The 22,466-nt window shown below is 71.8% G+C and carries 22 protein-coding genes; 19 read left to right on the top strand and 3 right to left on the bottom strand.

Annotated features, from left to right (window positions below):
* The first annotated feature begins 95 nt into the window (after window positions 1-95).
* From ACZ5L9_RS10545 to cydD, 3 genes are read left to right on the top strand one after another with little or no spacing between them, the layout of a single operon-like run.
* A complete protein-coding gene (locus tag ACZ5L9_RS10545) occupies window positions 96-1,586 on the top strand; it encodes a cytochrome ubiquinol oxidase subunit I (RefSeq protein ID WP_464527420.1) in 1,491 nt (496 codons plus the stop codon).
* Window positions 1,587-1,606: 20 nt separating this feature from the next.
* Window positions 1,607-2,617 (top strand): cytochrome d ubiquinol oxidase subunit II, encoded by a 1,011-nt coding sequence (gene cydB / locus ACZ5L9_RS10550; protein WP_464527421.1) that lies wholly within the window; start codon window positions 1,607-1,609, stop codon window positions 2,615-2,617.
* Window position 2,618: 1 nt separating this feature from the next.
* Entirely contained in the window at window positions 2,619-6,113 is a 3,495-nt protein-coding gene (cydD, locus tag ACZ5L9_RS10555; protein WP_464527423.1) for a thiol reductant ABC exporter subunit CydD, read from the top strand.
* Here cydD and ACZ5L9_RS10560 read toward each other — a convergent pair.
* The gene (locus tag ACZ5L9_RS10560) at window positions 6,071-6,478 is read right to left on the bottom strand and encodes a YchJ family protein (RefSeq protein ID WP_464527424.1); all 408 of its coding nucleotides are present in this window, start codon (window positions 6,476-6,478) and stop codon (window positions 6,071-6,073) included. The two genes, cydD and ACZ5L9_RS10560, sit on opposite strands and share 43 nt — an antisense overlap.
* Before the next feature lie 55 nt (window positions 6,479-6,533).
* Here ACZ5L9_RS10560 and ACZ5L9_RS10565 point away from each other — a divergent pair, with 55 nt between their 5' ends.
* The 7 genes from ACZ5L9_RS10565 to ACZ5L9_RS10595 all read left to right on the top strand — a co-directional run bounded on the left by ACZ5L9_RS10565 (window position 6,534) and on the right by ACZ5L9_RS10595 (window position 12,731).
* Window positions 6,534-7,922, top strand: a complete 1,389-nt coding sequence (locus ACZ5L9_RS10565) for a MoxR family ATPase (protein ID WP_464527427.1) — start codon at window positions 6,534-6,536, stop codon at window positions 7,920-7,922.
* Complete coding sequence (locus tag ACZ5L9_RS10570; protein WP_464527430.1) at window positions 7,915-8,304, top strand: OsmC family protein; 390 nt, start codon at window positions 7,915-7,917, stop codon at window positions 8,302-8,304. Before ACZ5L9_RS10565 ends, ACZ5L9_RS10570 begins: the two co-directional genes overlap by 8 nt.
* The gene (locus ACZ5L9_RS10575) at window positions 8,301-10,313 is read left to right on the top strand and encodes a vWA domain-containing protein (RefSeq protein ID WP_464527432.1); all 2,013 of its coding nucleotides are present in this window, start codon (window positions 8,301-8,303) and stop codon (window positions 10,311-10,313) included. Before ACZ5L9_RS10570 ends, ACZ5L9_RS10575 begins: the two co-directional genes overlap by 4 nt.
* A 121-nt stretch (window positions 10,314-10,434) precedes the next feature.
* Complete coding sequence (locus tag ACZ5L9_RS10580) at window positions 10,435-11,208, top strand: sulfite exporter TauE/SafE family protein (RefSeq protein ID WP_464527435.1); 774 nt, start codon at window positions 10,435-10,437, stop codon at window positions 11,206-11,208.
* Between the two features lie 28 nt (window positions 11,209-11,236).
* A complete protein-coding gene (locus tag ACZ5L9_RS10585; RefSeq protein WP_464527437.1) occupies window positions 11,237-11,704 on the top strand; it encodes a TspO/MBR family protein in 468 nt (155 codons plus the stop codon).
* A gap of 49 nt (window positions 11,705-11,753) precedes the next feature.
* Window positions 11,754-12,308, top strand: coding sequence for a YbaK/EbsC family protein (locus ACZ5L9_RS10590; protein ID WP_464527439.1), 555 nt, complete (start codon window positions 11,754-11,756; stop codon window positions 12,306-12,308).
* Window positions 12,309-12,347: 39 nt separating this feature from the next.
* The gene (locus ACZ5L9_RS10595; RefSeq protein WP_464527441.1) at window positions 12,348-12,731 is read left to right on the top strand and encodes a nitroreductase family deazaflavin-dependent oxidoreductase; all 384 of its coding nucleotides are present in this window, start codon (window positions 12,348-12,350) and stop codon (window positions 12,729-12,731) included.
* A gap of 84 nt (window positions 12,732-12,815) precedes the next feature.
* Here the strand turns inward: ACZ5L9_RS10595 and msrA are convergent, their stop codons facing one another.
* Window positions 12,816-13,463: a peptide-methionine (S)-S-oxide reductase MsrA gene (gene msrA / locus ACZ5L9_RS10600; protein WP_464527443.1), complete on the bottom strand. Its 648-nt coding sequence runs from the start codon at window positions 13,461-13,463 to the stop codon at window positions 12,816-12,818.
* A 150-nt stretch (window positions 13,464-13,613) separates the two neighbouring features.
* On the opposite strand from msrA, the gene ACZ5L9_RS10605 reads away from it, so the two are divergent.
* From ACZ5L9_RS10605 to greA, 5 genes are all read left to right on the top strand, one after another.
* The gene (locus ACZ5L9_RS10605) at window positions 13,614-14,624 is read left to right on the top strand and encodes a GNAT family N-acetyltransferase (RefSeq protein ID WP_464527445.1); all 1,011 of its coding nucleotides are present in this window, start codon (window positions 13,614-13,616) and stop codon (window positions 14,622-14,624) included.
* Between the two features lie 37 nt (window positions 14,625-14,661).
* Window positions 14,662-15,822, top strand: a complete 1,161-nt coding sequence (locus ACZ5L9_RS10610; RefSeq protein ID WP_464527447.1) for a cystathionine gamma-synthase — start codon at window positions 14,662-14,664, stop codon at window positions 15,820-15,822.
* 130 nt (window positions 15,823-15,952) lie between these two features.
* The gene (locus ACZ5L9_RS10615) at window positions 15,953-17,317 is read left to right on the top strand and encodes an AI-2E family transporter (RefSeq protein ID WP_464527449.1); all 1,365 of its coding nucleotides are present in this window, start codon (window positions 15,953-15,955) and stop codon (window positions 17,315-17,317) included.
* Window positions 17,310-18,530, top strand: a complete 1,221-nt coding sequence (ilvA, locus tag ACZ5L9_RS10620; RefSeq protein ID WP_464527451.1) for a threonine ammonia-lyase — start codon at window positions 17,310-17,312, stop codon at window positions 18,528-18,530. The genes ACZ5L9_RS10615 and ilvA overlap by 8 nt, the downstream gene beginning before the upstream one ends.
* A gap of 165 nt (window positions 18,531-18,695) precedes the next feature.
* Window positions 18,696-19,193 carry a transcription elongation factor GreA gene (greA, locus tag ACZ5L9_RS10625; protein ID WP_464527453.1) on the top strand — a complete coding sequence of 166 codons (498 nt, stop codon included), beginning with the start codon at window positions 18,696-18,698 and terminating at the stop codon, window positions 19,191-19,193.
* A gap of 169 nt (window positions 19,194-19,362) precedes the next feature.
* Here the strand turns inward: greA and ACZ5L9_RS10630 are convergent, their stop codons facing one another.
* A complete protein-coding gene (locus ACZ5L9_RS10630) occupies window positions 19,363-19,797 on the bottom strand; it encodes a DUF4307 domain-containing protein (protein ID WP_464527455.1) in 435 nt (144 codons plus the stop codon).
* A gap of 189 nt (window positions 19,798-19,986) precedes the next feature.
* On the opposite strand from ACZ5L9_RS10630, the gene mca reads away from it, so the two are divergent.
* The 4 genes from mca to ACZ5L9_RS10650 are packed head-to-tail and all read left to right on the top strand — an operon-like array spanning window position 19,987 to window position 22,465.
* On the top strand, window positions 19,987-20,898 hold the full coding sequence (gene mca / locus ACZ5L9_RS10635; RefSeq protein ID WP_464527457.1) for a mycothiol conjugate amidase Mca: 912 nt from the start codon (window positions 19,987-19,989) through the stop codon (window positions 20,896-20,898).
* A gap of 12 nt (window positions 20,899-20,910) precedes the next feature.
* Entirely contained in the window at window positions 20,911-21,144 is a 234-nt protein-coding gene (locus tag ACZ5L9_RS10640; protein ID WP_464527459.1) for a hypothetical protein, read from the top strand.
* 35 nt (window positions 21,145-21,179) lie between these two features.
* Entirely contained in the window at window positions 21,180-22,061 is an 882-nt protein-coding gene (locus ACZ5L9_RS10645) for a mechanosensitive ion channel family protein (protein ID WP_464527461.1), read from the top strand.
* Window positions 22,061-22,465 (top strand): hypothetical protein, encoded by a 405-nt coding sequence (locus ACZ5L9_RS10650; RefSeq protein ID WP_464527463.1) that lies wholly within the window; start codon window positions 22,061-22,063, stop codon window positions 22,463-22,465. The genes ACZ5L9_RS10645 and ACZ5L9_RS10650 overlap by 1 nt, the downstream gene beginning before the upstream one ends.
* The last annotated feature ends 1 nt before the right edge of the window (window position 22,466 follow it).

Here is a 22,466-nt window from a genome sequence, read left to right on the forward strand (position 1 = left end):
CTCTGGGGTCCCGGATCAGGCCGGTCGGCCAACCGCGAGGAGTAGCGTCCCCAGCAGGCAGCTGAACCCAGCGCCATCCGCTCACGGAGGCCTGCATGAACGCCCTTGAGATCACCGATATCGCCCGGTGGCAGTTCGGCATCATCACCGTCTACCACTTCCTCTTCGTCCCACTGACGATCGGTCTGAGCGCGCTCGTGGCGCTGATGCAGACGATCTGGCTGAAGACGAAGAACGACGACTGGCTGCGACTGACGAAGTTCATCGGGAAGCTCTTCCTGATCAACATCGCGATGGGCGTGGTGACCGGCATCGTGCAGGAGTTCCAGTTCGGAATGAACTGGTCGACGTACTCCCGCTTCGTCGGCGACATCTTCGGTGCCCCGCTCGCCATCGAGGCCCTGCTCGCGTTCTTCATGGAGTCGACGTTCATCGGGCTGTGGATCTTCGGCTGGGACCGCGTGCCGCGCAAGATCCACGTCGTCTTCATCTGGCTGGTGCATATCGGCACGCTGGCCTCGTCGTGGTTCATCCTGGCGGCCAACTCCTGGATGCAGCACCCCGTCGGCTACACGTACAACAAGGTGACCGGGCGCGCGGAGCTGACCGACTTCTGGGCTGTCATGTTCAACAAGGTGCAGCTGGGCACCTTCCCGCACGTCATCGCGGCCTCCTACATGACAGCGGCGGTCTTCCTCGTCGCCGTGTGCGGATTCCTGTACGGCAAGCGGGCCAAGGAGGCCGCTGTCCTGCGGGAGCCCGCAGACGATGCCGAGTCCGACGCCGTGCGCAACAGCAGGGACCGCCAGATGTACGCCCGCGGCATCCGGCTCGGCGCCGCGATCTCGGTGATCGCCTTCCTCGGCGTCGCGTTCAGCGGCGACGTGCAGGGCAAGATCATGACCGACGTGCAGCCGATGAAGATGGCGGCCGCCGAGGCGCTGTGGGACACCTCCGACACCTGTGCGCCGTTCTCGGTGTTCACGATCGGCACCCGCGACGGCACCTCGAAGAAGTTCGCCGTCGAGGTGCCCTGCCTGCTCTCCTTCCTCGCGACCGGTCACTTCGACAAGAAGGTCGAAGGCATCAACGACCTCCAGGCGCAGTACGAGCAGAAGTTCGGGCCCGGCAACTACAAGCCGATCATCCCGGTCACGTACTGGTCCTTCCGCTGGATGATGGGGCTCGGCGCCACCGGCGTGGCCGGAGCGGTGCTGCTCGCGTGGCTGACCCGCAAGGGCCGCACCCCGACCTGGCGTTGGTACAACTGGGTCGTCGTGCTGGCGCCGCTGTGGGCGCTGCTCGGCAACAGCGTCGGGTGGGTCTTCACCGAGATGGGCCGCCAGCCGTGGGTCGTCTTCGGATTGATGCAGACCGCCGATGCCGCCTCACCCAACGTCAGCACCACCGAGGCGTGGATCTCGATCACCGCGCTGGCGGCGCTCTACGCCGTGCTCGCCGTGATCGAGGTCGGGCTGCTGGTCAGGTTCATCAGGAAGGGCGCCGACCCGTACGTCGAGCCGCCTGACCTGACGTGGAAGGACCTGAAGAACGACGACGACCAGCCGCTGACCTTCGCGTACTGACGAGCCAAGGGGATAAGACCATGGAGCTCACCACCATCTGGTTCTGCCTGATCGCCATCCTGTGGATCGGCTACTTCGTCCTCGAGGGGTTCGACTTCGGGGTGGGCATGCTGCTGCCCTTCCTCGCGCGCGGCGACCGTGAGCGGCGGCTGATGATCAACACGATCGGCCCGCTGTGGGACGGCAACGAGGTGTGGGTCCTGACCGCTGGCGGCGCGACCTTCGCGGCCTTCCCGGAGTGGTACGCCACCCTGTTCTCCGGGTTCTACCTGCCGCTGCTGCTGATCCTGCTGGCCCTGATCGTGCGTGGCGTCGCGTTCGAGTTCCGCCACCAGCGCCCCGAGGCCTCCTGGCAGCGGCGCTGGGACTGGGCGATCGTGGCCGGCTCGTTCATCCCGGCGTTCCTGTGGGGCGTCGCCTTCGCCAACATCGTGCGCGGTGTGCCGATCGACGCGGACAAGAACTTCCAGGGCACCATCTTCACCCTCCTCAACCCGGTGGGAATCCTGGGCGGCCTCGTGACGCTGACGCTGTTCCTGACCCACGGCGCGATGTTCATCGCGCTGAAGACGGACGGCGAGATCCGGCACCGCGCCCGGACACTGGCGATCCGGCTCGGCCTGATCGCGGCGGTCGTGGCGGTGGTCTTCATGCTGTGGGCCGAGATCCACACCGGCGACCTGGCCTCGGCGCTCCTCTTCATCGGGGCCGCGCTGTGCCTGGTCGGCGGCATCGCCGCGGCGGCGATGGGCCGCGAGGGCTGGGCCTTCGCCGGCACCTTCCTGACCCTCGCGCTCGCCGTGCTCGGCCTCTTCGTGGCCCTCTTCCCGGAGGTGATGCCGACGACCCTCGCGGACGGTGTCAGCCTGACTGTGCACAACGCCTCGGCCACCCACTACACGCTTCAGGTGATGACGATCGTCGCGGCGATCTTCACCCCGATCGTGCTGCTCTACCAGGGCTGGACGTACTGGATCTTCCGGCGCCGGCTCTCGGTGCAGCACATCCCGGCCGAGGAGCTGGCGCACTGACGTGAGGCCCACCGACCCACGGCTGCGGGCCCAGCTCGGGCCGGCCCGCGGCCCGCTCCTCCTCGTCGCTCTGTGCGGCGTCGCCGCGAGCCTCGCCCTGATCGGGCAGGCCTTCGCCGTCACCTCGCTGGTGCTGTCGATCATCCGGGCGGACTCGCTCGGGGCGGTCGGGGCGCGTGCCGTTCTGGTCGCGGCGCTCTTCGCCCTGCGCGGGGTGCTGGGCTGGGTCGGCGACGTCGCGGCGGCCCGCGCCGCCGGGCTGGTCGGTGCCGGGCTGCGGCGACGGGTGATGGGCTCGGTCCTCGGCTCGGGGTCCTCGGGGCCCGGCGCTGACGGTGGACCGGCCGAGCCCGAGGTGCTGGCGACACGGGGTGTGGCCGCCGCGGAGCCGTACCTGACGCGATACGTCCCGGCGCTCGTCCTCGCGGCGGTGCTGCCGGTGCTCACGCTGGTCGCGATCACGGTGATGGATCCGCTGAGCGGGTTGATCGTGGTCTGCACGCTGCCGTTGATCCCGCTCTTCGGAGCGCTGGTCGGGCTGGCGACCCGCGACCGCGCCGAGACGCAGTGGCGGGCGCTGGAGCTGTTGTCGGGGCACTTCCTCGACGTGATGCGAGGGCTGCCGACGCTGGTCGCCTTCCGCCGGGCCGAGGCGCAGTCGCGGACGATCGCGTCGGTCACCGAGCGCTACCGGGTCGCCAGCCTGGCGACGCTGCGGATCGCCTTCGCCTCGGCGGCGATCCTCGAGCTGGTCGCGACCATCTCGGTCGCGCTCGTGGCGGTCACGGTCGGCGTCCGGCTGGCCGGCGAGCACCTGGATCTCCGGACGGCGCTGGTCGTGCTCCTGCTCGCCCCCGAGGCGTACTGGCCGCTGCGCCGCGCCGGCTCGGAGTTCCACGCCGCCGCCGAGGGTGTGGCGACCTTCGAGGCGGTCGCGGGTCTGGAGGCTGAGCCGGCAGCGCGGGAGGGTCTCGATACGCCCGCGCTCGTCCCTCACGCGGGCTACTCGACCACCGATGCCGGCGAGCTGGGCGGTCGAGGAGCGAGCGCCAGCGATCCTCGGGGGTCGATGAGCGAGCGCGGCGATCTCGGAGGTCGAGTAGCGAGCGCCAGCGAGCGTATCGAGACCCTCGCCGTCGCCGACGTCTCGCTGACCTACCCCGGTCGCACCACCGTCGCGCTCGCGCCGGTCTCTCTGCGGCTCGACAGCCGGGGTGTGACGGCCGTCGTCGGCCCGTCCGGCTGCGGCAAGTCGACGCTGCTGCGGATCCTCGCTGGTGAGCTGGCGCCGACCTCGGGCGAGGTCACGCGACCACCCGCCCAGCAGATCGCGTACCTGCCGCAGCGCCCGGTCTTCGTCGCGGGCTCCATCGCCGACAACCTGCGGCTGGCACGCCCCGGGGCCACGGACGACGAGCTCTGGGTCGCCTTGCGCGAGGTCGCCTTGGCCGAGCGCATCGCGGCTCTGCCGGGCGGGCTGGACGCCGATCTGGCCGAGGACGGCCGCAGCCTCTCCGCAGGGGAGCGGGCCCGCCTCGCGCTGGCCCGTGTCGGCCTGTCCGGTCGCCCGTACGTCCTCCTCGACGAGCCGACCGCCCACCTCGACGCGACGACCGAACGGGTGATCGCCGACACCGTCGCCAGCTGGGGTCGTACGCGCACCGTCGTCGTGGTCGCACATCGGCCCGCGCTGGTCGCCGCCGCCGGGCGGATCGTCGAGCTGGCCCGACCTGATGTCGCTATAAAGAGGGATACATCGGGGCCGCGCGGCGTCGACCGTATCCCTCTTTATAGGGGCCCTATAAAGAGGGATACACAGTCGTCGGCGGGCCCAGAGAGTGTCCCGCTCCACGCAGCCGATCCCGTCGCCCACCACAGCAGAAAGGGCCTCGCGGGATGGGGCGCCGCACTCATGGGTGGCCTGGCGTCCGCCTCGGGCGTGGCCCTGACAGCGACCGCCGGGTGGCTGATCGTCCGGGCCGACGCGCAGCCGGCGATCCTCACCCTGACAGTCGCGATGGTCGGCGTCCGTACGTTCGGCCTGGCCCGGCCGGCGCTGCGGTACGTCGAGCGCCTGTGGTCGCACGACCGCGCCCTGCGCCTGCTCGCGCGGCGCCGGGTCGAGGTCTACGACGCCCTCATCCCGCTCGTGCCCGGTCGGATCGGACGGCGCGGCGACGTGCTCGCCTCGGTCGTCGACGACGTCGATGCCGTCCTGGACACCGAGCTCCGGGTGCGCCTGCCCGTCCGCGCCTACACCGTGGTCGCCGCCCTGACCGTCGTGGCGGCGGCCCTGATCCGCCCGGTCGCGGGCGCCGTGCTGCTCGCCGACGCTCTTCTCGCGGGTGTCGTCTTCGCCCTCGCCCGTCGCGGGGCGAGCCGGGCCGAGCAGCGCGCCGTCGCCGCCCGCGCGGCTCTCTCCGACGCCGTCGTCGAGGCCACCCAGACAGCCGGTGAGCTCCGGACGTGGGGCGCCGAGCAGCGGGCGTACGACGCCGTCGCGGCGCGCGGCGCCGAGCTCGCCGCGGCGACGAGGAGCGCGGCCACCTGGCTCGGCGGAGCCCGCGGGCTCGTCCTCACCACCGCCGGTGTGGCCGTCGCGGCCCTCGCACTGCTGCTGCGCGACCAGGTAGCCCACCACGAGCTGAGTGGCCCGGTGCTCGCCCTGCTCCTGCTGCTGCCGATCGCCCTGGCCGAGGCCGCCGGGACGATGGCCGACGCCGGAGCCGCGGCCGCCCGCGGCGCCGCTGCAGGCGACCGTCTCGACGCCCTCGCGGCCCTGCCGCCCGCGATCGTCGAGACCGTCACCCCGCTGGACCCGCCGGACGGCAGCGCCATCACCACCGAGGGTGCGTACGCCCGCGACCGTGCCCTGCCCGACCTGACCCTCGAGCCGGGGAAGCGGATCGCCGTCGTCGGTCCGTCCGGCTCCGGGAAGAGCACCCTCGCGGCCCTGCTGCTGCGCTTCCTCGATCCCGATCGTGGTGTCGTCGCCCTCGCCGGCACCGACTACCGCGACCTGGCCGCGGCCAGCGTCCGCGCGCGGGTCGGGCTGGTCGACGACGACCCGCACGTCTTCGCCTCCACGGTCGTCGAGAACGTCCGTCTCGCACGCCCGGCCAGCACCGACGACGAGGTCGAGCAGGCGCTGCGCCGCGCCCACCTCGGGCCCTGGCTCGACACCCTGCCGCGCGGCCTTCACACCCACCTCGGCACCACCGGCAGCGTCTCCGGCGGTGAGCGCGCCCGGCTGGCGATCGCCCGCAGCCTGCTGGCCGACCAGCCCGTCCTGGTCCTCGACGAGCCGACGGCTCACCTCGACACGGCCACCGCCGCCGACGTCGCCGAGGAGGTGCTGGTCGAGTCCGGGCGCAGCATCGTGTGGATCACCCACGGCGAGGTCGGCCTCGACCGCGTGGACCAGGTCGTCGACCTCGGCGCCGGGCGCATCGCTCAGTCGGTGTCGAGGTCGTCGTCCACCTCGCCGTCCACGTAGACCCAGCGTCCGGCGCGCTGCTCGAAGCGGCTCCGCTGGTGCATCGAGCCGTCGCCGTCCGGTCCGCGCCAGCGCGCAGTGAACTCCACCCAGTCCTCTCCGTACCCGTGGATCTCCAGCCCCGCCCACCTGAGCCCGTCTTCGGAGGTCGAGCCTGTCGAGACCCCGGCGAGCTCGTCGAGCCCCGGCCGCGTCCTGGGGTGCCACGTGCGGAAGACGTAGTCGGTCTCGTTCAGCGCGTACGCGGCGTAGCGCGAGCGCATCAGCTCGACCGCCGAACCGGCCTGACGGACACCGCGGTGGAGCGGGCCGCAGCAGGCGTCGTACGGCCGCCCGGAGCCGCAGGGGCAGGTCTTCCCGAACATGCTCGCCAGCCTAGGACCCGGGGTAGGACGTTGTGGCCCTGAGTAGCGTGTTGGTGTGAGTGCTGCTCCCACCATCAAGAACGTCAGCGAGCTCAAGGCCGCCGGATACATCGTCAAGCCGCTGCGCACCGAGATCCGTGACAACCTGCTCGCCAAGCTGCGGGCCGGCGAGAACCCGTGGCCCGGGCTGCACGGGCTCGAGAGCACGGTCATCCCGCAGCTCGAGCGGGCCCTGATCGCCGGTCACGACATCGTGCTGCTCGGCGAGCGTGGCCAGGGCAAGACCCGGCTGCTGCGCACCATGATCGGCCTGCTCGACGAGTGGTCGGCGGTGATCGAGGGCTCCGAGCTGGGCGAGGACCCGCTCGAGCCGATCACCGTCGCCTCCCGCCGTCGGGCCGAGGAGCTCGGCGACGACCTCCCGGTCGCGTGGAAGCACCGCTCGGAGCGCTACTCCGAGAAGCTGGCCACCCCGGACACCAGCGTCGCGGACCTGATCGGCGACGTCGACCCGATGAAGGTCGCCGAGGGCCGCTCGCTGGGCGACCCGGAGACGATCCACTTCGGCCTCATCCCGCGCAGCCACCGCGGCATCGTCGCGATCAACGAGCTGCCCGACCTCGCCGAGCGGATCCAGGTCGCGATGCTCAACGTGATGGAGGAGCGCGACATCCAGATCCGCGGCTACGTGCTCCGGCTGCCGCTCGACGTCCTGGTGGTGGCGAGCGCCAACCCGGAGGACTACACCAACCGCGGGCGGATCATCACGCCGCTGAAGGACCGCTTCGGCGCCGAGATCCGCACGCACTACCCGCTCGAGCTCGAAGCCGAGATGGCGGTGATCCGGCAGGAGGCGCAGCTGGTCGCCGAGGTGCCCGACTACCTCCTGGAGATCCTGGCCCGCTTCACCCGCAACCTGCGCGACTCCTCGGCCGTCGACCAGCGCAGCGGCGTCAGCGCCCGCTTCGCAATCGCGGGGGCCGAGACCATCGCCGCGGCCGCCCTCCACCGCGCGACGCGGCGCGGCGAGGAGCTGCCGGTCGCGCGCGTCGTCGACCTGCAGACCGCTGTCGACGTCCTCGGCGGCAAGATCGAGTTCGAGACCGGCGAGGAAGGCCGCGAGCAGGAGGTCCTGACCCACCTGCTCCGCACCGCCACCGCCGAGACCTGCCGGGCCCGCCTGCGCGGGATCGACTTCGGACTCCTGGTCGCCGCCGTCGAGAACGGTCAGATGATCACCACCGGCGAGCAGGTCACCGCCCGAGACTTCCTCACCGGCCTGCCGGCCCTCGGCGAGTCCGAGCTGTACGACGAGGTGTGCGCCCGCCTGGAGGCCACCAACGACGGCGAGCGTGCCGGCGCGCTCGAGCTCGCCCTCGAGGGTCTCTACCTCGCCCGTCGGATCGGGAAGGACACCGACGGCGACGAGGTCGTCTATGGCTGAGACCTCCCCGTTCGCTGTCACGGTCTCCGCCGGCTCGTTGCGCGCCGACGGCGGCGTGACGCTGCGGCACGCGTGGACCGAGGCGGGCGTCTCGGCCGGGCCGGTCGAGAACGGCGGCCAGGCGCTGCACCTCGCCGTCGCCCTGTGCGTGCTCAACGACACCTACCGCGAGGCGGCGCCGCTCGGCGTGCCCGTGGACGGGGTGGAGGTCCACGCCGACGGGGGCTTCGACGAGGACTGGACCTCGACCGGGATCACGTACCGGCTGCGCGTCGACACCGGTGCGGCCGAGGACGCGGTCGCCGCGCTGGCGCAGCGGGTGGACGAGGTCGCGGAGATCCCACGCGCTTTGCGCGCCGGGGCGAAGGTGGTGCGGGCATGAGATACAAGAGGTACGCCGGCGGCGACCCGCTCGCCCCGCCGGTCGACATCGCCGAGGCGCTCGACGCGATCGGCGAGGACGTGATGGCGGGCTACTCGCCCGAGCGCGCGCTGCAGGAGTTCCTGCGCCGCGGCGGGCAGAGCCAGGCGGGGCTCGACGACCTCGCCCGCCGGGTCGCCGAGCGTCGCCAGGAGCTGCTCCAGCGGCACAACCTCGACGGCACCATGCAGCAGGTCCGCGAGCTGCTCGACAAGGCGGTGCTGGCCGAGCGCGGCCAGATCGCACGCGACACCACCCTCGACGCGGACGACGCGATGCTCCGCGAGATGCAGCTCAATAACCTGCCACCCAACACCGCCGCCGCTGTCTCCGAGCTGGGCTCCTATGACTGGAGGTCCCGCGAGGCCCGCGAGGCGTACGAGGAGATCAAGGACCTGCTGGGGCGCGAGCTGCTCGACCAGCGCTTCGCCGGGATGAAGCAGGCGCTCGAGGGCGCCACCGAGGAGGATCGCGCCGCCGTCGCCGAGATGCTCGAGGACCTCAACGGGCTGCTCGAGAAGCACCGTCGCGGCGAGGACACCCCAGAGGACTTCGCGGAGTTCATGGGAAAGCATGGAGAGTTCTTCACCGCGCCTGATGGTGGGCGTCCGAAGGACGTGGACGAGCTGCTCGATGCGCTCGCCCAGCGCGCCGCGGCCGCCCAGCGGATGCTCAACTCGATGACCCCGGAGCAGCGCGCCGAGCTGATGGAGCTCTCTGCCCAGGCGTTCGGATCGCCCTCCCTCATGGAGGCGCTCGACCGGCTCGACGGCAACCTGCAGTCGCTGCGCCCCGGTGAGGACTGGGGCGGTTCGGAGCAGTTCGGAGGCTCGGGACAGGGTTCGTCCCTGGGACTGGGCGACGGGACCGGCGTGCTCCAGGACCTCGCCGAGCTCGACCGGCTCTCCGAGCAGCTCTCGGGATCGCGCGGCGCCGGTCTGAACAGAGGAATGCTCGACGACGTCGACCTCGACGCGCTGGCCCGCCAGCTCGGGGACTCGGCCGCGGTCGACGCCCGCACCCTGCAGCAGCTCGAGCAGGCGCTGCGCGACTCCGGCCAGCTCGAGCGGGGCTCCGACGGCAACCTGCGGCTCACCCCGAAGGCGATGCGCCAGCTCGGCAAGGCCCTGCTGCGCGACGTCGCCCAACGGATGTCGGGACGGCAGGGCCAGCGCGAGCTGCGTACGGCCGGCGCGGCCGGCGACCTGTCCGGCGCCTCCCGCCGGTGGTCCTTCGGCGACACCGAGCCGTGGGACATCCCTCGTACGATGCTCAACCGCGCCCTGCGCGGCGGCGACCGGCTCACCCTCGACGACATCGAGGTCCAGGAGACCGAGTCCCGCACCCAGGCGTGCGTGGCGCTCCTGGTCGACACGTCGTTCTCGATGGCGATGGACGGGCGCTGGGTGCCGATGAAGAGGACGGCACTCGCGCTGCACACCCTCATCCGGTCACGCTTCCGCGGCGATCACCTGCAACTGATCGGCTTCGGGCGGGCCGCTCAGGTGATGGAGATCGAGGAGCTCACCGCCCTCGACGCGCGCTACGCGAAGGGCACCAACCTCCACCACGCGCTGCTGCTGGCGAACCGGCACTTCCGCAAGCACCCCAACGCGCAGCCGGTGCTGCTGATCGTCACCGACGGCGAGCCGACGTCCCACCTGGAGCCGGACGGCGAGGTCTGGTTCTCCTACCCGCCGCACCCGCTGACCATCGCGTACGCCGTCCGGGAGCTCGACAACGCCGGGCGTCTCGGCGCGCAGACCACGTTCTTCCGTCTCGGCGAGGACCCCGGTCTGGCCCGCTTCATCGAGTCGATGGCCAAGCGGGTCGACGGGAAGGTGATCGCGCCCGAGCTCGACGATCTCGGTGCGGCCGTGGTCGGCTCGTACCTCGGCTCGCGGTCCCGCCCGCAGGGCTCCGCGGGCGAGATGTTCGGAGGCTGGGGCCGGGGCTTCTGGGCCGGCTGATCGGGTGGTCGCTCGGTGGGTAACACGATGTTCACGGAGGTAGCAGCGCGTTGCGTCGCGCTGCTACCCGAGTGGACACCGTGTTACCCGGGGCGCCGGCCGGCATCGGTAGCCTCTGCGGGTGCCTGATCTGTCGACCGTCCTGCTGCTCGCGATGGCGGCGATGGCGGCGGGCTTCGTGGACGCCGTGGTCGGTGGCGGTGGGCTGATCCAGCTCCCCGCCCTGCTGCTGGGGCTGCCGGGGTACGCGCCGGTGCAGGTGCTGGCGACCAACAAGATGGCCTCCATCTGCGGGACGACGACCAGCGCGGCGACGTACTACCGCCGCGTCCGGCCCGATCCCAAGACCTTCATCCCGCTGATGATCTTCGCTTTCGTCGGCTCGGCCGCGGGGGCGGAGGTCGCGACCCACATCTCGGAGTCGGCGTTCAAGCCGATCGTGCTGGTCGCGCTGATCGTGATCGGGACGTGGGTGTGGTTCCGCCCGACGCTGGGCGGGGAGACGGTGCTGCGACACGAGCCGCGGCGACACCTGGTGATCGCGATGGCGATCGGCGCGGCGATCGGGTTCTACGACGGCGCGCTCGGGCCCGGCACCGGCTCGTTCTTCGTGATCGCGCTGGTCGGCCTGCTCGGCTACTCGTTCCTCGAGGCCTCGGCGAAGTCGAAGATGGCCAACGCCGCGACCAACCTGGCGGCGCTCGTGGTCTTCATCCCGCAGGGTGCGGTGCTGTGGCGACTCGCCCTCGTGATGGGCGGCTGCAACATCATCGGCGGCTACCTCGGCGCCCGGATCGCGGTCGCCCGCGGCACCGCGTTCGTACGGATCTTCTTCCTGCTCGTGGTCGGCGGCTTCATCGTCCGGATCGGCGGCGAGCTGCTCGGCCTCTGGTGAAGGGCGCCGTTCCTGGTTACAGGGCGGCATGATCAGTCGCACCCTGGCCGGGGTCGGCGGCGCCGTGGTCGGCACCGCGCTCCTCGGCAGCCTCGCCAGCAAGGACACCTCGAGTCGCTGGTACCGGACCCTGCGCAAGCCCGCCATCCAGCCACCGCCGGTCGCCTTCCCGGTCGTGTGGACGGGCCTGTACGCGACCATCGCCGGCGCGGCCACGGCCACCCTCGAGAGCGCGGAGCCCGACGTCGCGCGCAGCTACCGGCGGGCGCTGGCGATCAACCTCGCGCTCAACGCCTCCTGGACCTGGGTCTTCTTCAAGGCGCACCGGATCGGGCCGGCGGTCGGCGTCGCGGCAGCGCTCGCGGCGAGCAGCGGCGACCTCGCGCTCCGCAGCGGCCGCGTGCAGCGCTCCGCGGGCTGGGCGCTGGCGCCGTACGCCGCCTGGTGCGGGTTCGCGACGGTCCTCAACGTCGCGATCTGGCGCGAGAACGCCTGAACGCGAGGCGGTTCCCGGACCCCATCGGGGGAGTGCCAGGATCGGTGGCATGTCGCTGCCCACCCTCGCCGACCTGACCAGCCTGCCCGCCGCCGACCACCCCGAGCTGGTCGCCGAGCCGACCGCCCGCGCGCTCCCGGCCTGGCCGGACGTCGCGTCGGTCGCGGTGATCGAGATCGACCCGGGCCTGGCGGACACGGCCGCGCTCACCGAGGCGTACGACCTGCCCGCCGAGGGCTCCGGCAACTGCGTCCTGGTCGCGGGCTCGCGCAACGGCGAGGAGCGGATCGCCGCCTGCGTCGTCCCGGCCGACTCGCGCGCCGACATCAACAGCCTGGTGAAGCGGCTGCTGGACGTCCGCAAGGCGTCGTTCCTCCCGATGGACCGCGCGGTGGAGGAGTCCGGGATGGAGTACGGCGGCATCACGCCCGTCGGCCTCCCGGCTGGCTGGCGCGTCCTGGTGGACGCCCGGCTGCTCACCGTCGAGCGGGTCGTGATCGGCTCCGGCCTGCGCCGCTCCAAGCTCCTGCTGCCCGGCTCCGCGCTCGCCTCGCTGCCCGGCGTCGAGATCGTCGAGGGACTCGGCAAGCCGATCTCGGCCTGATCGCGGGTGCGGCCTGGGCGAGCGGAGTAGAAAGGGAGCATGCATCTGCCCCGCGCGCTCGCGGCGTTCAACCGGCGTGTCACCAACCCGATCCAGCGCCGCTGGGCCGGCCGGATCCCCGGCCACGCGATCATCGAGCACGTCGGGCGCAAGTCGGGCCGCCCCTACCGGACGCCGGTGCTATGCGTGGAGCGCCCGGGCGGCTTCGCGTTCCTGGTCGGCTACGGCCTGGAGTCCGATTGGGTCCGCAACCTGCTCGCCGCGGACGGGGGAACGGTCGTCCACCGCGGTCGCCGCTACCGGGTGAACGACGTGCGGCTCGTGCCGAGCCCGGCCGGCCGCGAGCTGCTCCCGAGGTGGCTCCAGCGGGTCACCAAGCTGGCCCGCGAGGGCAACGTCCTCACGGTCACGATCGTCGACTGACCGCGCGCTACACCGAAGTCGGTCCGGAACCCGGCCGCCACGCGTGACGGCCGGGCCGGATCGGGACTTCGGTGGACTCTCCGGTCAGGCCGGGAAGGCCACGCCGGTGTTGGCGTGGCAGCGATACCCGTTGGGGTGGGCGTCGAGGTACTGCTGGTGCGAGGGCTCGGCCGGGTAGAAGACCGGAGCCTCACGGATCTCGGTGGTGATCTCACCCAGGCCACGGCGCGCGAGCTCCTGGCCGTAGACCTCGGTCAGCTCGCGGGCGACCTTCTCCTGCTCGGGCGAGAGGAAGTACAGCGCCGAGCGGTACTGGGTGCCGACGTCGTTGCCCTGGCGCATGCCCTGGGTGGGGTCGTGCACCTCGAAGAACCGCTTGACCAGCTCCGCGTAGTCGACGACCGCCGGATCGAACACGACGCGGACCGCCTCGGTGTGGTTGGTCATGCCCGAGCAGACCTCCTCGTACGTCGGGTTCAGCGTGGTGCCGCCCTGGTAGCCGACCGCCGTCGCGTAGACGCCGGGGATCTGCCAGAACATCTCCTCGGCGCCCCAGAAGCAGCCGAGGCCGAAGTACGCGGTCTCGTACCCGGCCGGGGCGGTCCCGGCCTCGGGGGAGGCGAGCAGCGGGGTGCCGAGCACACGGTGCTTGGCGGGCAGGTCCCAGGCGAGCGTCTCGCGGCCGGGAAGGGTGCGCTCAGCGGGCTGGAGCGAGGTGGGACGTCCGAACATGGGGTTCCTCCTTCAGGATCCGTACACAGGATCCACCCCCTCCAACACCATCGCCACTCCAGACGTTCCCGGCCGGCCGCCACACCCGGCGAGGGCGGCGGCCGACGGTCGGGCCGGCACCGGCTGGGGTCGGTTTGGCAGGGTGGAGTGGTGAGCCACACTCCCGGGAACCCCCTCGATCTCCCCGACGGCTGGTCGGCGCGTCCGGCCGAGCTGACCGATCTCGACCGCCTGGTCGCGCTGCGCAACGACGACCGCACCCGGTTCGAGGGGCCGGGGCCGGTGGACCCGGTCGGCATCGAGAACGAGATCGCCGGCCTCGCCTCCTGGACCCGCCAGCAGATCGTCGCGCTCGACCAGGACGACGTGATCCGGGCGTGGGCCAGCGTCCACGACCGGGCCGCCGGACGTGCGCTGGTGCACCTGTACGTCGACCGGGCCACGCCGGCGGCCGCCGACGTCGCCGCGGCCCTGTACGCGTGGATGAAGGAGCGGGCGCGGGCGATCGCGCGGATGCGCGGGCTGCACGAGACCCAGCTCGACGCCAGCCCCTTCGCCGAGGACACCGAGCAGCGCGGCTGGCTGACCGGCGCCGGCTACCGCCAGGTCCGGACCTGGCTGCAGATGACCCGGCCGGTGCGCCCCGAGGAGCGGACCTCGCTGCCGATGCCGCGCGCGGGGGTGGTCGTACGCCCGGTCGACATCCATCCCAACGGCTTCCCGGTGGCAAGCGATCTCCAGACGATCCACCGGATGCTGGAGGAGTCGTTCGCCGACCACTTCAACTCCTACCGGGAGAGCTTCCCGGAGTTCGTGACGCGGTTGCGCGAGGAGCCGGGCCACCGGTGGGACCACTGGCGGCTGGCGACGGTCGACGGCCAGCCCGCCGGCGCGCTGATCGCCTCGGTGCTCCCGGCCGGGTCCGGTGGCGTCGAGGGCTCCTACGTCGAGTACATCGGCGTCAACCGTCGCGCCCGCGGCCGCGGTGTCGCGAAGGCGCTGCTGCACAGCGTCATCGCCGGCACCGCCGCCCGCGGCGGCGACCGGGTCGGGCTCGAGGTCGACGCCGACAGCCCGACCGGTGCCGACGGGCTCTACGCGTCGATGGGCTGGCGCACCGTCTACGTCACCGAGTCCTGGCACCAGGACATCTCGGTCTGAGGCGGGGCCGGGCAGGGCGCTGGGTAGTCTCGACGCCATGGCCCAGGAGCACGCCGACAAGGCAGGATTCGAGACCCGCGCGATCCACGCCGGCTACGAGCCGGACCCGACGACCGGCGCGGTCAACCCGCCGATCTACGCCAGCTCGACCTACAAGCAGGACGGCGTCGGCGGGCTGCGCGGCGGGTACGAGTACAGCCGCAGCGCCAACCCGACCCGCACCGCTCTCGAGGGCGCGCTCGCCGCGGTGGAGGAGGGCGAGCGGGGCTTCGCCTTCGCCAGCGGCCTGGCCGCCGAGGACACCCTGCTGCGCAGCCTGACCGCGCCCGGCGATCACGTGGTCATCCCCGACGACGCGTACGGCGGGACCTTCCGGCTCGTCGACAAGGTCGCCAAGCCGTGGGGCGTCGAGCACACGCCGGCAGCGGTCAGCGACACCGAGGCCGTCGCCCGCGCGATCGTCCCGGGCCGGACCAAGCTGGTCTGGGTCGAGACCCCGACCAACCCGCTGCTCAACATCGGCGACATCGCCGCGTTGGCGAGCGTCGCGCACGACGCCGGCGCGCTGCTGGTCGTCGACAACACGTTCGCCTCGCCCTACCTCCAGCAGCCGCTCGCCCTGGGCGCCGACGTGGTCGTGCACTCGACCACCAAGTACGTCGGTGGCCACTCCGACGTCGTCGGCGGCGCGCTCGTGGTGCGCGACCTGGAGCTCGCGGAGCGGATCGGCTTCCACCAGAACGCGATGGGTGCGGTCGCCGGCCCGTTCGACGCCTACCTCACCCACCGCGGCCTGAAGACGCTCGCCGTACGGATGGATCGGCACTGTGACAATGCGGAGCGGATCGTCGACTTCCTCTGCGCCCACCCGGCCGTCGGCGACGTGATCTACCCCGGCCTCGAGACCCACCCCGGCCACCACGTCGCGGGCAAGCAGATGAAGCGCTTCGGCGGCATGGTGAGCTTCCGGGTCCGCGCGGGTGAGCAGAAGGCGCTCGACGTGTGCGCGGCGACCGAGGTCTTCACCCTGGGTGAGTCGCTCGGCGGCGTGGAGAGCCTGATCGAGCACCCCGGCCGGATGACCCACGCCAGCGTCGCCGGCACCGAGCTCGAGGTCCCCGGCGACCTGATCCGGCTCAGCGTCGGCATCGAGACGGTCGGGGACCTGATCGCGGATCTGGAGCGTGCGCTGGGGTGAGCCCGGTGTCGGTTCGTCGAGGTATGCAGCTCAGCCGACACTTCCCACGGTGAGTTCCGCACGGGAAGTGCGGGTTCGCCTGCATACCTCGATGAACCAGCGCCCGACGGCCCGCCGCTAGGCTCGGCACGTGACCGACGAGCACGGTGCCGAGGATCCGGCACAGCCCGATCAGGCGCCCGACGAGACCACCCCCGAGTCGGCCGCCGCCTCTGATCAGCCCGATCATCCCGACTACCCCGAGCGCCCCGACGGCCCGGCCGTCGAGGCGGCGAGCGCCCGCGCGGCGCGCGAGCGGGACCGCACCGACCGGCTCGCCGCGCGGCTGTACACCCAGTGGGCCAACCTCCGCGAGGAGCGCCAGGCCCAGCTCGCCCCGGCCGTGCCGGTGGCGGCACCGAGTGGCCACCGCAAGGTCGAGGTCCCGTACGGCATCGACCTGGCCGCCTCGTGGGGCTGGCGCCTGCTGGTGATCGCCGCGGCCGGGTGGGCCCTGTTCCGGGTGCTCGGCTTCCTCGAGGTCATCGTCATCCCGGTCGTGATCGCGATGCTGATCACCGCCCTGGTGGTGCCGGCCGTCACCGGCATGGTGCGCATCGGCCTGCCCCGCGGCCTCTCCTCGCTGCTCGCGGTGATCGCGGTCATCCTGATCGTCGGGCTGCTGCTCTTCTACGCGGGGCACCAGGTCGCGACCGGCGCCAGCGACCTCGCGGACCAGACCGTCAAGGGTCTCGACGAGATCCGGCGCTGGCTGAAGAACGGGCCGCTGCACGCCAGCGACAGCCAGATCAACGGCTGGATCGACCGGCTGCAGGCCGAGGTCACCAAGGCCGGCTCCACCAACCCGCTGGGCCGCGTCAGCGAGGTCGGTGGCGTCGCGGCCGACGTGGTCGCCGGGCTGTTCATCGTCCTCTTCTCGACGTTCTTCTTCCTCGCCGAGGGCGACCGGATCTGGTCATGGGTCGTCCGGCTCACCCCGCGCGCCGCCCGCAGCCGGGTGGACAGCAGCGGCCGGGTCGCGTGGACCTCGCTGACCCAGTTCGTCCGGGCGACGGTCATCGTCGCCGCCGTCGACTCGATCGGCATCATGATCGTGGCCGCGATCCTGCAGGTCCCCTTCGTCGCCGCGATCGGCGTGCTGGTCTTCCTGGGGGCGTTCGTGCCGCTGATCGGGGCCACCATCGCCGGTACGGTCGCGGTGCTCGTCGCCCTCGTCGATCACGGCCCGGTCACCGCGCTCTTCATGCTCGGCGGCGTCATCCTGGTGCAGCAGCTGGAGGCCCACGGCCTGCAGCCCTTCCTGCTCGGCAGGTGGGTCTCGGTGCACCCGCTCGCGGTGATCATCGCGATCGCCGCCGGCGTCCTGATCGCCGGAGTCGCCGGCGCCCTGGTCGCCGTCCCGCTGGCGGCCGCGGTCAACGCGGTCGGCCTCCATCTCGCGGGAGAGGATCCCGATCCCGGGCCGCTGGCGGACGATGAGGAGACCCATGTCTGAGCCGATCCACCCCGACCTCGCCGACATCGAGGCGGCCCGCGAGCTGCTGCGCGGCGTCGTCATCGAGACGCCCGTCGAGACCTCGCGCTGGCTCTCCGACCTGGTCGGCGCCCCGGTGCTGCTCAAGTGCGAGAACCTCCAGCGCACCGGGTCCTTCAAGTCCCGCGGCGCGTACGTCCGCATCGCCCGCCTCACCGACGCCGAGCGGGCCCGCGGCGTGGTGGCGGCCAGCGCCGGCAACCACGCCCAGGGCGTCGCCCTCGCGGCCGGCCTGATGGGCGCCAGCGCGACCGTCTTCATGCCCGACGGCGCCCCGATCCCGAAGGAGCGGGCCACCCGCGGCTACGGCGCCGAGGTGATCTTCGCCGGTCGCACCGTCGAGGACTGCCTGGCCGCCGCCAGGGAGCGCGCCGAGCGCACCGGCGCCGTGCTGATCCACCCGTTCGACCACCCCGACGTGATCGCCGGGCAGGGCACCGTGGGGCTGGAGATCCTGGACCAGATCCCCGACGCCCGTACGGTGCTCGTGCCCGTGGGCGGGGGAGGCCTGCTCGCCGGTGTCGCGCGCGCGATCAAGGCCCGCGACCCCGACGTGAAGGTGATCGGCGTCCAGGCCGCGGGCGCCGCCGCGTACCCGCCCTCGCTGGCGGCCGGTCGCCCGATCGGGCTGGACGCGATGCGGACGATGGCCGACGGCATCGCTGTCGGTGTGCCCGGCACACTGCCGTTCTCGATCATCCGCGAGCACGTCGACGAGATCCGTACGGTCAGCGAGGAGTCGATCTCGCGGGCGCTGCTCGCGCTGATGGAGCGCGCGAAGCTGGTCGTCGAGCCGGCCGGCGTGGTCGGCGTCGCGGCCCTGCTCGACGACCCGCACGCCTTCGAGGGCCCGGTCGCGGTGCTGCTCTCCGGCGGCAACATCGACCCGCTGCTGCTCACCAAGGTCATCCGGCACGGTCTCATCGCCGACAGCCGCTACCTGGTGCTGCGGATCGTGCTGCCGGACGCCCCCGGAGCGCTCGCCGGGCTGACCGCCCTGGTCGCCGAGGCGGGAGCCAACGTCGTCCACGTCAGCCACGGCCGGGCCGACCCGAGCCTGACCCTGGGCGACGTCGAGGTGCTGCTGCAGCTGGAGACGCGTGGCCGCACGCACGCGACGGCGCTGATGGATCTCCTGGAGGAGAGTGGGTACCGGGTCGAGGCGACCAAGTGAGTGACAGCGCCAAGCGAGGAACGGGCTTGGCGCCAGCGCCGAGTGAGTGATCGGCGCGCCGTACGACGACGGCCTGACCAGCGCACTTTCACCCACCTGCGCGTGAAGCGCTGGTAAACTCGTCGGATTGTTCTGCACGACCCCGCATGTCTCAGGAGTAACTCGATGACCGAAGCAGCCGCCACGATCTGGCTCAGCAAGGGTGCGTTCGACCAGCTGACCGCCGAGCTCGAGGACAAGAAGGGTCCTCAGCGCGCCAAGATCGTCGCCGAGATCAGTGCTGCCCGCGACGAGGGCGACCTCAAGGAGAACGGCGGCTACCACGCCGCTCGCGAGGCCCAGGGCCGGCTCGAGGGCGAGATCCAGGCGCTCGAGGTCCTGCTGCGCCAGGCCGACACGACCGAGCCGTCCGGCGCCGTGGTCGGCCCCGGCCAGGTCGTCACCTTCAAGTTCGACGGCGATGACGACGACGAGGCCGAGACCCGCCTGATCGCCTCGATCGAGATGAAGGACTTCGCCGGCGGGCTGGAGATCTCGTCGGCCCAGTCGCCGATCGGCGCTGCCCTGCTCGGCTCGACCGCCGGCGACACCGTCTCGTACGAGGGACCCAACGGGCGCACCCTCAAGGTCGAGGTCCTGAAGGTCGTCCCGTTCCAGGACTGAACCTCAGCACGACGCGAAGAGCGCCGGCCCGGCCACCGGGCGCGGCGCTCTTCGCATTTCGGCCCCGGGTCGAGCTTGTCCCGGAGGTCGAGCCTGTCCCGGTGGTCGAGCCTGTCGAGACCACCCGCCGGTGCGAGCCGCGAAGCCACGGCACGCCACCCGTGGACCACTACTGCGCGTCGCGCTGCCCCTTGGCCGTGCAGCCCTGCCAGTCGACCGAGGTCGGCTGCCGCTCGGTGCGCAGCGTGAAGGTCTGCCGGCCGGCGATCGGGGTGAAGCTGTGCTCGCCCACGGTGGAGTGGTCCTCGGCATAGGCGAGCACGGTGCAGATCGGCCGGACGGTCGCGTCGTAGATGTGGACGTCGACGGTGATCTTGACCGCGTTGTCGCCCTGCAGCTCCCAGCTCTCCATCGAGGAGGCGACCTTGGGGTGGCTGTGCAGCCACAGCGCCCAGACGAACCAGCCGATCAGGCCAGCCACGATCACGGCGCCCGCGATGAGCATCGCGTTGCGCCCCCAGGCGCTGCCGCCGCCGTACCGCTGGGCGATCCGGGCCGGCTGATGCTGCGCCGAGGATGGCCCGGAGGGATGCTGCTCAGTCACGCGCCCATCCTCACATCCAACGGGTCAGGACCACGAAGCGGGCCGGCTGCGCGCCGCCCTGCACGCACCCTGGCTGCGTTGTCGTCAGTCGCCGGACCTCCGGCTCGGCTCCCTCCTCCGCCTTGCCATCGCACGTGCATGGCGACGCTCGCTGCGGCCCCTCGGTGGCCCTGACCCTAGGATCGAGTCATGTCGCAGCGCCCCCAGGACACCGTGCAGCCCCGTACCGGTCTCCGCCTCATGCACGTGCACGCCCACCCCGATGATGAGTCCAGCAAGGGCGCGGCGTCGACGGCGCGCTACGTCGCCGAGGGCGTCGACGTGCACGTGGTGACCTGCACCGGCGGCGAGCGCGGCTCGATCCTCAACCCGAAGATGGACCGCCCCGGGATCCTGGAGAACATCCACGAGATTCGCCGCCAGGAGATGGAGCGGGCCCGCGACATCCTCGGCGTCACCCAGGACTGGCTCGGCTTCGTCGACTCCGGCTGGCCCGAGCCCGAGGTCGAGGGCGGCCCGCTGCCGCCGCTGCCCGAGGGCTGCTTCGGCCTGGTCCCGGTGGAGGAGGCGGCGGTGCCGCTGGTCCGCCTGATCCGCTCCTTCAAGCCGCACGTCCTCACCACGTACGACGAGAACGGCGGCTACCCCCACCCCGACCACATCGCCTGCCACAAGGTCTCGGTCTTCGCCTTCGAGGCCGCTGCCGACCCGACGTTCCACCCGGAGCTGGGGGAGCCGTGGCAGACGCTCAAGCTCTACTACCACCACGGCTTCAACCGGCCGAAGGCCGTCGCGCTGCACCGGGCGATGGTCGAGCACGGCCTCGAGTCGCACTACGCGGAGCGGCTGGAGAAGTGGACCAAGGACGACGCGTGGGACGCCCGGGTCACCACGCACGTACCGTGCGCCGACTACTTCGGGGTGCGCGACCAGGCTCTGCTCGCGCACGCCACCCAGATCGACCCGGACTCGTGGTGGTTCGCCACCCCGCACGAGCTGGAGAAGCAGGCCTGGCCGACCGAGGACTACGAGCTGGTGAAGTCGTTCGTCGAGACCTCGGTGCCCGAGGACGACCTTTTCGCCGGCATCACCCTCGAGTGAGAGACTGACGACATGCTTCCCCTGTTCATCTCGCTCGTGGCGACGGACCCGTCGCCGACCGACGACTCGGTGAAGGCCGGCTGGGTCGCGTTCACGGTCTTCATCCTCCTCGCGGTCGCCATCGGGCTGCTCGGCTGGAGCTTCAGCAAGCAGCTGAAGAAGGTGAAGAAGGCCGACGAGCAGGGCGTCTACGGCTCCGCGCCGAGCGCAGAGAGCACGGACGCCGACACGCACGAGAACGCCTGACGTACCCGATCGTCGAGGGTGACGCAGTGATCGCGATGTCGGCGATAACGCCGATCCACGACTTCGGGCGCTGGTCGCGCGGCAACGGTCTGGAGATCGTGCTGCTCGTCCTCGGCTCGATCCTGCTCGCGCGCTTCGTCCGCTGGTTCAGCGACGTCGCCACCGACCAGTCCGAGGCGCGCCGGGCCTCGCAGGGCTCGCTGGTCCGCTCCGAGGACGACAAGTACCGCCGCGCCCTCTCCCAGGTGGTCACCTGGGCGCTGGTGGTGGTCGTCTATGTCGTCGCCGGCATCCTCATCGTGCAGAAGTTCGGCGTCGCGCTCGCCGCCTTCGTCCCGGTCGCGACCGTCGCCGGCGTCGCGCTGGGCTTCGGTGCCCAGCGCATCGTGCAGGACCTGCTGGCCGGCTTCTTCCTCGTCGCCGAGCGGCAGTACGGCTTCGGCGACCTGGTCCGCGTCTCGGTCGTCGGTCTCGGGGTGCCCGTGATGGGCACGGTCGAGAACGTCTCGCTGCGCACCACGACCGTACGGACCAACACCGGCGAGGTCGTGATCACGCCCAACGGCCAGATCGCCCAGATCACCAACCTCTCGCGCGACTGGGCCCGTGCCGTCATCGACGTGCCCGTCGCGGCGACGATGGACGTCAACCGGGTCCTCTCGGTGCTGCGCGCGGCCTGCGAGATCGCGTATGCGGAGCCCTCGCTGCACGACCTGCTGCTCGACGCGCCCTCGGTGATGGGCGTGGAGTCGATCGAGGTCGACCAGTTCCAGGTACGGGTCGTGGCACGCACCCTGCCGGGCCGGCAGTTCGAGGTCGGCCGCACGATGCGGCTGCTCATCACCCGCACGCTGGCCTCCGAGGGGATCATCCTCCAGGCCGAGATCAGCACCGGCGAGCCGACCGGGAGCGACTGATGCTGGTCGATCATCTCCGCGCGCACCTGCCGCGCCGCTCCACCTGGATCATCGCCGGCCTCTTCGTCGCGGTCCTGGTGCTCTACCTCTTCGTGCGGCCCGACGCGGCAGCCACCTCCGGGCCGACGGTGGTCGTGCCGGAGCAGACGATCACCCCGTCGGCCTCCCCGACCGCCTCGCCCTCGCCGACGCACACCGCCGCGCCGAGCTCGGCGGTCTCCCCGTCGTCGGCGGCGTCCTCGCGGGTGACCCCCACGACCTCGCCGTCCGCCAGCCGGACGGCCGCCCCGACCCGCACCCCGTCGCCCACCGCGACGGCGCAACCCACCGAGACGGCCACGCCCGCGCCGAGCGAGACGCCCACGACATCGCCACTTCCGTCGCCGACGGATGCCGGCTCGTGAT

Source organism: Nocardioides sp. JCM 18998 (assembly GCF_055391535.1).

What these genes read in the sequence shown, in the direction of transcription:
- ACZ5L9_RS10545 (WP_464527420.1), top strand. Translation starts at nt 96, where the DNA reads ATGAACGCCCTTGAGATCACCGATATCGCCCGGTGGCAGTTCGGCATC.
- cydB (WP_464527421.1), top strand. Translation starts at nt 1,607, where the DNA reads ATGGAGCTCACCACCATCTGGTTCTGCCTGATCGCCATCCTGTGGATC.
- ACZ5L9_RS10560 (WP_464527424.1), bottom strand. Translation starts at nt 6,478, where the DNA reads ATGTTCGGGAAGACCTGCCCCTGCGGCTCCGGGCGGCCGTACGACGCC.
- ACZ5L9_RS10570 (WP_464527430.1), top strand. Translation starts at nt 7,915, where the DNA reads ATGGCTGAGACCTCCCCGTTCGCTGTCACGGTCTCCGCCGGCTCGTTG.
- ACZ5L9_RS10575 (WP_464527432.1), top strand. Translation starts at nt 8,301, where the DNA reads ATGAGATACAAGAGGTACGCCGGCGGCGACCCGCTCGCCCCGCCGGTC.
- ACZ5L9_RS10585 (WP_464527437.1), top strand. Translation starts at nt 11,237, where the DNA reads ATGATCAGTCGCACCCTGGCCGGGGTCGGCGGCGCCGTGGTCGGCACC.
- ACZ5L9_RS10590 (WP_464527439.1), top strand. Translation starts at nt 11,754, where the DNA reads ATGTCGCTGCCCACCCTCGCCGACCTGACCAGCCTGCCCGCCGCCGAC.
- ACZ5L9_RS10595 (WP_464527441.1), top strand. Translation starts at nt 12,348, where the DNA reads ATGCATCTGCCCCGCGCGCTCGCGGCGTTCAACCGGCGTGTCACCAAC.
- msrA (WP_464527443.1), bottom strand. Translation starts at nt 13,463, where the DNA reads ATGTTCGGACGTCCCACCTCGCTCCAGCCCGCTGAGCGCACCCTTCCC.
- ACZ5L9_RS10610 (WP_464527447.1), top strand. Translation starts at nt 14,662, where the DNA reads ATGGCCCAGGAGCACGCCGACAAGGCAGGATTCGAGACCCGCGCGATC.
- ilvA (WP_464527451.1), top strand. Translation starts at nt 17,310, where the DNA reads ATGTCTGAGCCGATCCACCCCGACCTCGCCGACATCGAGGCGGCCCGC.
- greA (WP_464527453.1), top strand. Translation starts at nt 18,696, where the DNA reads ATGACCGAAGCAGCCGCCACGATCTGGCTCAGCAAGGGTGCGTTCGAC.
- mca (WP_464527457.1), top strand. Translation starts at nt 19,987, where the DNA reads ATGTCGCAGCGCCCCCAGGACACCGTGCAGCCCCGTACCGGTCTCCGC.
- ACZ5L9_RS10640 (WP_464527459.1), top strand. Translation starts at nt 20,911, where the DNA reads ATGCTTCCCCTGTTCATCTCGCTCGTGGCGACGGACCCGTCGCCGACC.
- ACZ5L9_RS10645 (WP_464527461.1), top strand. Translation starts at nt 21,180, where the DNA reads ATGTCGGCGATAACGCCGATCCACGACTTCGGGCGCTGGTCGCGCGGC.
- ACZ5L9_RS10650 (WP_464527463.1), top strand. Translation starts at nt 22,061, where the DNA reads ATGCTGGTCGATCATCTCCGCGCGCACCTGCCGCGCCGCTCCACCTGG.